16 protein-coding genes are annotated in these 12,320 nt (G+C 42.9%); 6 read left to right on the top strand and 10 right to left on the bottom strand.

The genetic code is table 11. The features are described 5' to 3' along the window. Positions 1 to 43 precede the first annotated feature (43 nt). The 6 genes from LCL91_RS08310 (at position 44) to LCL91_RS08335 (ending at position 6,201) form a co-directional block, all read left to right on the top strand. Positions 44 to 1,906 (top strand): LTA synthase family protein, encoded by a 1,863-nt coding sequence (locus tag LCL91_RS08310; protein WP_224881596.1) that lies wholly within the window; start codon positions 44 to 46, stop codon positions 1,904 to 1,906. Positions 1,907 to 2,068: 162 nt separating this feature from the next. Next, positions 2,069 to 3,499, top strand: coding sequence for a cell wall-binding repeat-containing protein (locus LCL91_RS08315; RefSeq protein WP_224881598.1), 1,431 nt, complete (start codon positions 2,069 to 2,071; stop codon positions 3,497 to 3,499). A gap of 284 nt (positions 3,500 to 3,783) precedes the next feature. Then, complete coding sequence (locus tag LCL91_RS08320; RefSeq protein WP_224881601.1) at positions 3,784 to 5,046, top strand: D-serine ammonia-lyase; 1,263 nt, start codon at positions 3,784 to 3,786, stop codon at positions 5,044 to 5,046. Between the two features lie 203 nt (positions 5,047 to 5,249). Further along, positions 5,250 to 5,546 carry a hypothetical protein gene (locus LCL91_RS08325; protein WP_224881603.1) on the top strand — a complete coding sequence of 99 codons (297 nt, stop codon included), beginning with the start codon at positions 5,250 to 5,252 and terminating at the stop codon, positions 5,544 to 5,546. Positions 5,547 to 5,554: 8 nt separating this feature from the next. Next, a complete protein-coding gene (locus LCL91_RS08330) occupies positions 5,555 to 5,947 on the top strand; it encodes a nucleoside 2-deoxyribosyltransferase (protein ID WP_224881605.1) in 393 nt (130 codons plus the stop codon). A gap of 47 nt (positions 5,948 to 5,994) precedes the next feature. After that, positions 5,995 to 6,201: a hypothetical protein gene (locus LCL91_RS08335; protein ID WP_224881607.1), complete on the top strand. Its 207-nt coding sequence runs from the start codon at positions 5,995 to 5,997 to the stop codon at positions 6,199 to 6,201. Between the two features lie 205 nt (positions 6,202 to 6,406). Here the strand turns inward: LCL91_RS08335 and LCL91_RS08340 are convergent, their stop codons facing one another. The 10 genes from LCL91_RS08340 to gvpN all read right to left on the bottom strand — a co-directional run bounded on the left by LCL91_RS08340 (position 6,407) and on the right by gvpN (position 12,298). Beyond that, a complete protein-coding gene (locus LCL91_RS08340; protein WP_224881609.1) occupies positions 6,407 to 7,123 on the bottom strand; it encodes a hypothetical protein in 717 nt (238 codons plus the stop codon). A 111-nt stretch (positions 7,124 to 7,234) separates the two neighbouring features. Next, positions 7,235 to 7,621 (bottom strand): gas vesicle accessory protein GvpU, encoded by a 387-nt coding sequence (gvpU, locus tag LCL91_RS08345; protein ID WP_224881612.1) that lies wholly within the window; start codon positions 7,619 to 7,621, stop codon positions 7,235 to 7,237. Between the two features lie 27 nt (positions 7,622 to 7,648). Next, positions 7,649 to 8,617 (bottom strand): YtxH domain-containing protein, encoded by a 969-nt coding sequence (gene gvpT, locus LCL91_RS08350; RefSeq protein WP_224881614.1) that lies wholly within the window; start codon positions 8,615 to 8,617, stop codon positions 7,649 to 7,651. A gap of 19 nt (positions 8,618 to 8,636) precedes the next feature. Continuing rightward, positions 8,637 to 8,963, bottom strand: a complete 327-nt coding sequence (locus tag LCL91_RS08355; RefSeq protein ID WP_224881616.1) for a gas vesicle protein — start codon at positions 8,961 to 8,963, stop codon at positions 8,637 to 8,639. Between the two features lie 27 nt (positions 8,964 to 8,990). Next, positions 8,991 to 9,272, bottom strand: a complete 282-nt coding sequence (locus tag LCL91_RS08360; protein ID WP_160918162.1) for a gas vesicle protein K — start codon at positions 9,270 to 9,272, stop codon at positions 8,991 to 8,993. Further along, positions 9,235 to 9,513: a gas vesicle protein gene (locus LCL91_RS08365; protein ID WP_194218441.1), complete on the bottom strand. Its 279-nt coding sequence runs from the start codon at positions 9,511 to 9,513 to the stop codon at positions 9,235 to 9,237. Before LCL91_RS08365 ends, LCL91_RS08360 begins: the two co-directional genes overlap by 38 nt. Before the next feature lie 24 nt (positions 9,514 to 9,537). After that, positions 9,538 to 10,341 (bottom strand): GvpL/GvpF family gas vesicle protein, encoded by an 804-nt coding sequence (locus LCL91_RS08370; RefSeq protein ID WP_194219559.1) that lies wholly within the window; start codon positions 10,339 to 10,341, stop codon positions 9,538 to 9,540. 4 nt (positions 10,342 to 10,345) lie between these two features. Continuing rightward, entirely contained in the window at positions 10,346 to 10,606 is a 261-nt protein-coding gene (locus LCL91_RS08375; protein WP_224881618.1) for a gas vesicle protein GvpG, read from the bottom strand. Beyond that, positions 10,606 to 11,373, bottom strand: a complete 768-nt coding sequence (locus tag LCL91_RS08380) for a GvpL/GvpF family gas vesicle protein (RefSeq protein WP_224881620.1) — start codon at positions 11,371 to 11,373, stop codon at positions 10,606 to 10,608. Before LCL91_RS08380 ends, LCL91_RS08375 begins: the two co-directional genes overlap by 1 nt. A gap of 13 nt (positions 11,374 to 11,386) precedes the next feature. Then, positions 11,387 to 12,298 (bottom strand): gas vesicle protein GvpN, encoded by a 912-nt coding sequence (gene gvpN / locus LCL91_RS08385; protein WP_194218444.1) that lies wholly within the window; start codon positions 12,296 to 12,298, stop codon positions 11,387 to 11,389. Positions 12,299 to 12,320 lie beyond the last annotated feature (22 nt).

The following is a 12,320-nucleotide window of genomic DNA, read 5'->3' on the forward strand; positions in this document are numbered from 1 at the left end:
TTCTGTTACAATATGAAGAAACAGATGCAAAGAAGGAAGATATATGACGAAGTGGATGAAGATAGGTTTATGGGCGTTCGTTATGGTGATCGGCTGGACGTTTAAAAACGCCTATTTTGCTCACCAAATGATTGGCGAAGCCAATATTGGATTAATTTTAGTGGGAGCGGCGGGGCTGACACTCTTTTTAACAAGTATGCTTTTATTCTCAACAAAGAAAAGGGCAGCGCTTATTTCGCTTGGATTATATGGGTTACTTTCACTACTACTCTACGGTGACGTTCTCTATGAACGGTATTATAGTAGTCTTCTATCACTAGAATTAGTAAATCAAGCTGGTCAAACAGCGGATGTTGGAGATTCGATTACCTCGTTAATGCAGTGGAACGATGTCTGGTTTGCTGTTGATGTCGTGCTGCTCGCTGTAGTGGGGCACTGGATGTACATGAAAAAAGCGCACTTCAAAAAGATCGCTGCGGGCTATTCATTTTTACTAGCTGGAATGGTGATTCTAACGTGTGTTTCGATTTTTGCGATGGAAGAACAGTACAGTGATCAATACAAAGTGGCTGTGGCTGGGATCCTTCCAGCCCACCTCTATGATAGTACAATTTACTTTAATGAGGAAAAAATTGCGCCGGCAATTGGGAAAGACAGCAGCGCGAAAGAATTAGAGAAAATCAATGCTTATTTTGCAGAGAAACAAAAAGCGAATCAAGCTTCGCCGTCATTTGGAATCGCCAAAAACAAAAACCTTGTAATCGTGCAAGGAGAATCGCTCAACGATTTTGTGATTGGGCTTGAAGTGAATGGCGAAGAGATTACGCCGAATTTAAATGAGCTCATTAAGAAAAGCCATTATTTTACTAACATTTACACCCAGATCGGAAAAGGCAATACGTCCGATGCGGAATTTATCGTCAATAATTCACTCTTCCCTGCAGAAAACGAGAGCGGCTATACGGCTTATGAAAACGGCGCTTTTCAATCGTTGCCCATTCTTCTAAAGGAAGAAGCGTATCAGACGAGCGTGGCTCATGGAAACGATCCTGAGTTTTGGAATCGGAAAGCCGCTTATCCAGCGCAGGGGTTTGAGGAATTTTATAGCGCTACTTCGCCTGATATCGATCCTACTGATCAATTAGGAATGGGAATTTCGGATGAAAGCATGTATGAGCAGCTAAGCAACATCTATGAAAAAGACGCTGAAAAGGGACCGTTCTACAACTTCTTTGTTACCCTTTCTCAGCACCGACCGTTTAAACTACCGGAGGAACAGCAGATGCTCCGCTTACCAGATAAATTTAACGGAACGCCTGTTGGTGATTATTTACAAAGCGCCTATTACGCGGATCAAGCGCTCGGAAATTTTATCGAGGATTTGAAACAAAAAGGGATTTGGGAAGAGACGTTGTTCGTTTACTACGGCGATCACTATGGGCTATTGGCTGATTCGGCAGATCAATTAGATGAGCTCGTTGATGTGACATTCGATCGCAAAGAGATGTTTAATGTCCCGCTCATTATTCATACACCTGGCCAGGAAGATGGGGTTACGGAAGAGGTTATTGGTGGAATGGTTGATATCGCCCCAACCGTGACCTCACTACTTGGCATTGAGCAGCCTCTTTATCAAGTAGGAGACAACCTGTTAACGAAAGAAAAAGGATTTGTTGGGTTTCGACACGGCTTCCCGACCGGTACGTTCTTTGGGGAGGACTATTCCTTTAGCATGTCACCTACTGGAGAGTTTTCAAAAGGAACTTGTACAAATACCGAGACAGGTGAAAAAGTGGACATCGAGAAATGTCGCGAAGGTTACGAACAGATTAAGAAGCAGATTGACATGTCGGACCAACTTCTTGAAAATGATTTAATTGAAGTGTTGAGAGACGGCAAACAATGATGAAAAGCACCCAGCGGGTGCTTTTTTTGTCGAAAGAAACAAATAGCTCTTTTGGAAAAAATTATATATAATCCTCTTAGTGAAATAAGAGGGACGGTGAGGCCAGGATAGATTGGTGTGGATTTAAAGTGTGTTTAATAAAAAAATGGGGGAACGAGACGATTGAAAAAAGCACTAGGAATTGCAACATCTTTCTTAATGGCTACGAGTTTACTAGCCAGTCCGGCTGTACAAGCAGCATCAAATGATCAGGTTGATTTATCGATTTTACAGAAGCGTTCGCAACACTTAGGGAATCAAAATGAAATCTCTATTCAAGGATACGATGAGTATGGAGGTTTCATGGAAGAGGAACCGAATAATACATTCGGCGAAGCAAATAAAATCAACGTCGATGACTATGTGGTCGGAACGTTTGATAAAGATGACAAAGACTATTATAAACTTGAGATCACTGGTGATGAGAAAGTTGATTTTTATGCCTCGATTTTCTCCGCAAGCGACGAAGAGACTGAGATGAAGCCGCGAGTAACTGTATATGATGCGGCGAAGCAAAAGCTCGTAGCGGATGAAGAGTGGGAGGATGAGTACGGCTCTGGTAACGGCTTTGTACTCGAACCCGGAACTTATTATATGGAAGCAACGGATCTTGCGAATCTCGATAACGGCGAGGAATATATCTTAAACGGCTTTGTTTACGAAGAAGAACCAATGATTGAGCGGATTTCTGGGAAAGACCGCTATTATACAGCAGCGGCGATCGCAGCTCGTCAGCAGTTTGGAGGTTCAGTTGAAAATGTCGTGCTCGCAACGGGTGAAGATTTTCCTGATGCCTTAGCAGCTGCACCATTAGCTTATTATTATAATGCGCCAATCCTCCTAACAGAGAAGAAAAAACTTTCAAAAGTGACAGAAGCTGCGCTAACCTTCCTACAAGTGGAGAATGTAACGATTGTTGGGGGTAAAGGTGCTGTCTCAACGAGCATCGAAAATTACTTAGAAGATGAATTGGATATCGAGGTAGATCGTGTGTCTGGAAAAGACCGCTATGAAACGGCTGCCGCGATCGCGAAAAAGCTACCGCCTTCTGATACAGCGGTTGTCGCTTACGGAAAGAACTTTCCAGACGCTTTATCCATTGCTCCTGTTGCGGCGCAATATATGATGCCAATCCTTCTAACAGATAAAGATAAAATGCCAGAAGTGACGAAAAAAGCGCTAAAGAACGTTGATCATACTTTGGCGATCGGTGGCACTGGCGTGATTGGTTCAAAAGTCTATAATGCGCTGCCAGGGAAAGAGCGTATCTCAGGAAAAGATCGTTACGGAACAGGCATCGCCATAGCCGAACATTTTGACCTTGAAGCTCAGGCCGTAACTCTCGCAACGGGTACAGGGTTTGCGGATGCCCTAGCAGGATCCGTTCTTGCCGCTAATTACGGCGAGCCCCTGTTGCTTACACCTAAGAACAAACTTGATTCGAAAGTGAGAACGTATTTGCAGGACAACGAAACGTTCTACTTCACAATCTTTGGCGGAACCGGTGCCGTTGGAGAAGAAGTGGAGCAAGAGATTTGGGAAATGTTTGAGTGAGGTAGTGCGGTAGTGCGGTAGTGCGGTCAAATAGGGGTCAGGCTCGTGCCTGACCCCATTAAAAGACAAAATGACAAAAGTGTCCGTCTATGGCGGACACTTTTGTTTTAGTGTTTTGAATAACATTGTCCAATCGTTTGATTAATGGTCAAAGCACGATCATGTGGAGGTGCTTTATTCAATTGTATTGCTTAAATGTTACAGTAAGAGAGAGAACAACTGTCTTTTAGAGGGGTCAGACCCCTCTCTGACCCCTACCACAGTAAAGGAGTGAAGAACCCATCATGACTATAGCTGGAAAATCACTTGAACAGTGGAAGGGCGAGCATCCGCTGTTAGATGACATACTTCAATTAAAGGAAGTTTATTGGAGAAATCCACAAAAAGGAAAAACCACGCCAACAACGGATCTTTCGATGGCAGATATTCTGGACGCTGAAGCTCGGATGAAACGTTTTGCGCCTTATTTTCACAAAGTGTTTCCAGAAACAAACGGCATCATTGAATCGCCTATTTCAGAAATCAGCAACATGAAAGCGAAGCTGGAGGAAGAAGAGCAGATCAAAATTCAAGGAGATCTTCTTTTAAAGCGAGATGATATTCTCCCGATTGCAGGCAGCATTAAGGCGCGTGGAGGCATTTATGAAGTCATCAAACATGCCGAGAAATTAGCTCTTGGTCATGCGATTTTAACGAAGGACGATGATTATTCTATTCTAGCTGATAAAAAGTTCACCGAGTTCTTCTCTGCTTTTTCAATTTCCGTCGGTTCAACAGGGAACCTTGGATTAAGCATTGGTATCATGTCGGCCAAACTCGGTTTTAACGTTACGGTTCATATGTCGAGTGACGCGAAGCAGTGGAAAAAAGACCTTTTACGTAAAAAGGGAGTTCAAGTTGTGGAACATCAGGCAGACTATGGCGCGGCTGTAGAAGAAGGACGAAAGCAGTGTGAGAAGAAGCTAACGTGTTACTTCATTGATGACGAGAACTCAAAAGACCTCTTTCTCGGATATGCCGTAGCAGCGCTTCGCTTGAAAAAGCAGTTTGAGGAGCGAGGAATAAAAGTGAATGCTGAAAATCCGCTACACGTTTATTTACCATGTGGTGTAGGCGGAGGACCCGGTGGGATTGCGTTTGGCCTTCATCAAGTGTTTGGGGAGCACGTTCACTGTTACTTTGCAGAACCTACGCATTCACCTTCCATGCTGCTGGGCTTAATGACAGGATTGCATGATCAAGTTTCCGTGCAAGACTTTGGGATCGACAATAAGACAGCGGCAGATGGTCTCGCAGTCGGGAGACCATCTGGTTTTGTTGGCCATGTGATGCAACCCATGCTTGAAGGTGTCTACACGGTGACAGATGAGCGAATGAAGGCAATGCTCAAATGGATCTATGAAACAGAAGCAATTAAGCTTGAGCCTTCTGCCCTTGCAGGAATGAGCGGTCCGCAAGCAGTAGAAGGAAAAAGTTCTCGCGGCACGCATCTTGTGTGGGCGACGGGCGGGAGCCTCGTGCCGGATGAGGTGTGGGGTGAAGAGTGAGCAGCGATAGGGAAGGGGGTCAGGCTCGAGCCTGACCCCCTTCAAAGACAAATCGCCCAATAATAGCGATATCGTCCACGTATTGAGGACACTCCACCGATAGATTCACTTCTATTCCTTTTGAAACAATTTCACCTCCTATTTCGTATCTATAGATAGATTGGTCATTATTGTAAATTCGGCTTTGCAGAGGGGGCGAGGAGTTGGAAGTGTTTTTGGAGTTTTTAGCGTTAGTAGGTGATTTGTTTTGGTGGGGCGATCCACCAGATGAGCAGCGAATTGAAGCAAATATTACGGCTCTGATGGCGTACAGTTGGTTTGTAGAGCTAGTCGAGAAACCTCAATACAACAAGTTAGTTCAGGAAAATACGTCTGTACGGTATGTGATTGGAAAAATGAAAATGAAAAAGATGAAACGATCACCGATGTATGAAGAGCGGAAAGAAAAAAAACTAAAAAAAGAAATTCAAAAACATCTCGTTGTAACCGAAGGAAGGTGACAAGTCGATTGAACTTTTACATTGCATCAAGTTTCCAAAACAAACAACACGTGCAAACACTAGCTACTGAACTGAAACGTCATGGCCTCAAGCATACATACGATTGGACGAAAACTGAAAAAGCCGTTACGTTTGATGAACTTGCTTCGATTGGAGAAGCAGAATTAGAGGCAGTAAAAAAAGCGGATATTCTTATTGTTCTGCTTCCAGGAGGAAAAGGGACCCATGTTGAACTTGGCATTGCGCTTGGTCGTGATCTCCCAGTTTACCTTTTCAATGAAGAAGGGTTTCTCGGCTCAGAAGCAAGCTCCTTTTACTACACGAGTGGAGTAACGAGAGTAGAAGGCAACCAACAGAAACTTGTTCAAATCATTTTAGAAAAGCATTGCTTTTCTACTTAGTCTGTCCTTTTAGTAACAGGGCTGAATAAACACAAGGAGGGGTTATCTTGGTGAATAAGAAAATGACCGAAGAAGAAATGGAGCAGGAAATTCACCGGCTACATCATGTATTAGAAGAGCAAAGTGAAACTTTAAAAAAGTTTACGGGAAAAGGCATGTTCGAAAGAGTGAAAACGGATGGAAAAGGAACAGTTATTGTGGAATCGGATGATATACAGCAGAGAAAGATGTGGGGCATCGATGATGATGAGTAAGTAGGAAGCGATGAAGGGGTCAGGCTCGAGCCTGACCCCTCATAAAGATGAAACCACCAAAAGTGTCCTTCACCAAAGGACACTTTTTCACATTAATTGTGAAGCATTCCTTCTGCAAAACCCTTACACAGTAAGGGATTGAGCACAATGAGAGGTGGAGGGGGGTCAGACACGAGCCTGACCCCCTATAAAGACAAACCCACCTTCAAACCGCTTCCGCTCTCATCCTTCGCCCACGCACCTCCTGCACGACCTTCCAAATCACAAACGCCACAAGTCCAATCATCACAATACTAAGCGTGTAGGTCAGCTGCAACGGTTTGTCGTCTTTCACAAAGATGCCAAAGTAACCCCACAAAAACACGATCGGGTAGATCAAATCGTCGTTGTAAAGACTAAAGTAGACGGCGAGTCCTGCGCCGATAATGAGCATAATAATGGTCCAGGTTAGCTCATTCATCCCAAAAATCAGCGATACGTTATTTACATCTGCCACAACGAATACATCCACGATCGTGGCGATCGATGTCCAGGCGAGGTAGAACGAGAACGGTACGCTGAAAAAGGAAGAGCGTTCAGCATTTTTAGTGATGATGGCGTAAAGGATGGACAGCGTAACCAATGAACCGGCGATAAAGATGAGCGCCACTGAATCACTGACAAGAACGGCGGTTCCAGATAAAAGCATGCTGCTTGCAAAAAGGTAGGAAATTTTCACATATAGTGCTTGATCACACTCACTTGCCGTAAATTGGCGAACGAGTGAGATGAGAAGAAGCAAATAAATCAACAACCAGATTGAAAATGTGTAGCCGGAAGGGGCAATGAGCACATCGTTTCCGCCAGACATATCTCCTGAAAAAATAAGAGATGAGGCGATCAAATAGAAGTAAGCCACAATTGTAACGATTTTCATAGTCATAACCGGTTTCCTCCTTCATAGGTCTAAGTATTCGTATGCTACCCTGATTGAAGAAATCCTATGAAAAAAGGGACAGAGAATGGCGATATGCCTTCTCTATCCCTGATTAACTTATTTTGAATCTGAAATTTTTCCAAGAAAAAATCCGTCTACTTCACTTAATTTTCCTCGCCACACGATCTTTCCCTGTGAAGGCGTTGGTTTGCTATCACCGAGGTAAACCTTTGTATTCTTTAAATGAATAAAATTGGTTTGCGAATCGCCGTTATTTTCTAGAGACTGTCCAGCATCCGCAAGTTTTTCACTTAACTTCTGAGCGACATCATTGCCGTTACCAATGGAATCGCTCAACGTATCAAAATACTCTTTTGCTGAAATCGTAGTTCCAGTGATCAGTGCACCATTTACATTTAACGTAATATCCAGCGCAAAATCATGTTGATTCGATGCGTGTGTAAAAAATTCAAGAATACTGTCTTTATTTGATTCAAAACCCATGTTCACTTCTCCTTTCAGTGCAAGTAATTAAGAAGATGTGTCGTCGTTACTAGAAAGTGTCGTTACTTTCTCTTTTTCACGGTTTTGCTCATCATTTTTATCATTCGCTTTTTTCGAACTGTTCGACTTTCGGGAAGTGCTTCGTTTCTTTTTGTTAGAGGACGATTTCGGTTCTTCCGATTCTTCCTCATCATCTTCTTCCTCGTCCTCGTCTTCACTATTTTCAGTATCTGCTTTCATCTGCTTATTTCCGGGAGCTTCAGTTTCGTTTTCTTCCTCATCTTCACTTTCTTCCTCTTCATCATCCTGATCGTCTTTTTTATTCTCTGGTTTACGAGACGTTTTCTGTTTCTGCTTTTTTGAAGAAGGCTTGTTTTCTTCGTCATCTTCCTCGTCCTCAACACTTTCTTGAGCGTTGTTTAACTTCTGATTCTCAGGCGTTTCATCTTCGCTTTGCTCGTCATCGCCTTCAACTTCTTCTCCAAGTGCTCTCGTTAATCGATCAAGCTTTTCTTCGATCTGGCTAAGGCGGTTTTGAAGAGAATCATTTTCTTCTTTCAACGAGTTGTAATCCTCGTTAGAATCCTGCTGTTGGTCAGAATGAGTCTCAACCTGTTCTTCAGCTTCAATCGTTGGAGCTGCTTCGTTGGAAGCGAGAGTCGTTTCATTCGTTTCATCGTTTTCTGGAGATTCTTCCTGCTTGTTCCGTTTAAAAAGGTTAGCGGTTGAAGTTCGAATTGAACCTGCTGCTTGCTTTGACTTTTCTTTCGTCGCTCGTCCAAAATCTTTGCTTTTGTTTTTAAGCTTTTCTTGATCAATCTTGCCAACTAATCTTTTCCCGTTTTCTGGAGTGGCGAGGTAGCCAACTGTAGCACCAAGAATACTTCCTGTGACGGTTCTTGTAAGTGGTCCATTTAATCCGGACTTTTTCTTATCCGTTCCATTCTGCTGCTGATCTTGTGTTTGGTTTTCAACTTTTGTGTTTTGTTCTGTCATGATAAATCCCTCCAATAGTTTATTTTTCATTTAGATTAAGCCTATTTTGGCTTAAGTTGTTTTCAAGTGCTTCCAATCTTTCTTGTAATTGCTTGTTTTCTTGTTCAAGTGCGGCTGTTTTGTTATCGGCGGCTTTCGAGCTAAGGTAGGGGTCATTTTCCCACCAGTCCATGCCTATTTCTTTTGCTTTATCAACGGAAGCGACGATTAAGCGAATCTTAATCGTAAGAAGTTCGACATCAGCGATCCCGACCGTAATATCACCGGCAATCACGACGCCTTTATCTAGCACTTTTTCTAACACATCGACAATCGTATTTGACTGCATCTGATGCTCAATAGCCATCTGAATGCCTCCTTTACCTGAAGCAAATTAAAGCAAGTTGCCAAGTGGGCCTAGATCGATGTTCAAATCTTCCGCATCAAGGCCAAATACATCCTTTAACTCTTCCATTTTTTCTTCTAAATTCATTAATGCAACACCGAGGTTCTCAACCTGCTCATCGGTTAACGTGCCGCCTTCAACACGTCTCATCGCATGTCTCTCGACAATCTGCCGTAGAAGTTCGACGACCGTAAGCACAAGCTGGGCGAGCCCTTGCTCGGCGTTATCAGGGTCAACGTTGATGCGACCACTCGTCGGGTTGTGCTGCATGATCCAAAGCCTCCCTATCTCGATCAAATTGTTCTGAATTTATGATTTTTCGTGTACCCTGCTTGTGTTGCACAAGCGTCTCTACAGATGAGATTAGTACGCGTAAGTCGAGGTAGACGAGGTCAACCCCAGCAATGGAGATGATTAAGTCTCCTTTAATCGCCACCCCTTTATCAAGAATGACGTCTAAAATATCGATAAGGGCAATGTCTTTATTTTCAATGGTTTCTCGTACCGTCATGGCAATTCATCCTCACTGTCTTCACTAAGAAAAGCTAGAAAAATGGTAGGGTGGCCATGGTCCAGATACTTCAAATTTCCATCCGGCTTCTTCAAAATCTCCCTCGTATTGCTCGACGTTGTTTAAAAACGTCTCCACGTTAGGCGAAGGGAGGAGAAAAACGCTATTCCACGCCATTTTTTCCTTACGGCCCGTTACATCCTTACCCCAGGTTTTCTTAATACTTCCGTAGAGAGAAACGCTCTTAAGCTTTTCATGAATGTCTTCACAAAAACGGTTTTTCTCATCTTCGAGTTCTTGATTGATCAGCTCATCCATTTTCTTTTTCTCGAAAAATTGTCTGCCACGAGGTAAAACACTAATTTCTTCTCGTTTTGCTTTAATGACCGGATTGCTTTCACTTACTTGCTGCTTGATCTGCTCGTCATCACAATAAATTTTAAGATTCCATTCTTCGTTTCCATCAAGCAGTTCAAACGTTTCCTTCAGCTTCGTTTTGTTTTTATTAACCGTTTCTCGTAAGCTTTCTTCATTTTTATAAAGCGTACAGAATTTTAACGGGACAATCGTATATTGCTTCGCGAGCTGTTGCACCGTTTCATGATGATGAAATGCTTTTTCTTGTAGCCATTCCATATCATTGTTGATTTTGTCGCTAATCGTTTCTTCTGAATAGGCTGCATGATCCAGGTGACAAACGATTGCTGTCACGTCTTCATTAGGAAGCATAAAGATCTCGTGCTCACCATCAAACCCTTTTACAGAAGGGAGGGGATGAGTTGCTTCACTTGTTGGGATAAGACCGTATAAGTAGAGGAGGTCCCCCATATCGTCACCTTCCATCTTTTTTCGTTAATTCTTCCCATTGCTCCATTTCTCGCTGCTTCGCAATTTCATAGCGCAACAGCAATTCTTCTTCTTTTTCCGTATAAGCATCTTCTGGCAGTTCGCCAAGCTCGTACATCATTTGAAGCTGAATTAACTTCTTTTGAATGGTAGGAAGATCGTATAATTCTTTATCTGCTTCTTCTTTAATTTTCTCACCGACTTTAATGACTAGATCAAAAGGCGCGGTAACCAGTTTGTGTATCATTACGCTTCTTCTACCTTTAAGTGAATGTTGACGAAATTATAGGCGGGCCATGGGCCGGTATAATTAAAATCAACTTTGTCTTTCCACTTCTCATGAGCTTCATTGACCTTTTGATCAAATTCCTGCTCACGATCGCGGTCTATGAGAAAGGAAGCATTTAAAAGCATTTTTTCACCAAGTGGGTCATTTGCTTTCGCCGACTCTGCCGTTTCTTCTAATGGAACGAAGATCTCCTGTTCAATTTCTTTTTGAAGGGAGGCGAAGAATTTTTGTGCCATTCCCCCGAGCTGAATGCGCTCATAATACCCAGCCGCTTCTGATTTCCCTTTGACAGCTGCTGCCATTTTCTCTACCTCAGGGTTGTCGTTCACAGCGGCTTCAAGCCATTCTTTTTTACCAATCACTTTTAATCCAACTTCGATTTTGCCTTTAATATTCGGAAAAAGGTTCACGAATTGCGGGTAGAGGTTTTCAAGGAGAACCTTTACATCGTCTTTCGATTTAAATACGTTCCCAAAGCTAATTGGAATAACCGTATCCTTCTGACTCATCACTTGAGAGACGGCGTTCTGATGCGTTAAGAGATTATCTTTCTTTGGATGATAAATTTTCATCGGCACTTCTGCCGCTACCATCGCGGCATCTTTGTAGCGAATCGTAAAAATGTCACGATTTTCGTTTTCAAGTTCAATTGTGCCAAAATCATCATCCTGGTTCGTTTGAATGGCACAAAAAATATAGATTCCCGTTGTTTCTGCTTCACTCATCGTTGACACTCCTTTATTCCTTAACAACTTTCATGTTTTCACAAGCATCTCGTATCACTTTTTCTACGGATTCTTGGTCTTCTTCTAAGCATTCGCTCATCGTGTGAGCTGTTATATCAAGACATAGACGTTGAAAATCAGCGTTTTGTCCATCTATGGGAATATCAGATTCAATCGCGAGGGTGGCGATCATCATGGAAGCCCGCAAACTTGGTCCGTGATTCGAACAATGGCTCCGTAACTCTGAGATCATGGAAGTGACTGCGCGTGCTTCACTCATGACCAGGTTCGCTTTCTCAGATACGATTAGCGCCTCGCGTTCAGGATCTTTGTAATCGACATTGATCGTAATTAGGCGATCTAATAAGGCATCCTGCGTTCGGTAAACACCGGCATATTCGGCAGGATTACTGGTGAAAATTACCGAGAATGCAGGGTGAACGCGGATAAAAGGTTCCGTTAACTTGGAACCGTATAGTGGAAGAATGCCTTCTTCAAGAATCGATAGGAAAAGGTTATTTGTCGTTGGTTGTGAACGCGTAAATTCGTCGTAGACGAGCGTATAGCCATTTTTCACAGCTTCCAACAAACGCCCATCTCGCCATGTTTCCGTCACGCTTTCATCTTTTTTATAAACCGATCGAACATATTGATCGACGACTTTTTTACTTGTATAACCAGTAAAATCACCAATTAAATCTTTGTTATTTAACTCATGATTTCCATGGATAAGCATCACCGGACGATTTCGCTTTTTTGCTAAAGCTAGGGCAAGAGATGTTTTTCCAGCACCTGATGGGCCGATATAGTGGACAGGATAGCCGGATTTCAGGTACTGAAGTGAACGTGAGAGCAGTTCCTTTGTTTCGTCATCCTGTATAAGCGCGCGTCGATCCTTTTTCTTGTGATTCGTTAAAACGGTCACGTCACATACCTCCTGCTCGTCG

It is taken from the genome of Guptibacillus hwajinpoensis, assembly GCF_020171785.1.
Lineage (GTDB): Bacteria > Bacillota > Bacilli > Bacillales > Guptibacillaceae > Guptibacillus > Guptibacillus sedimenti.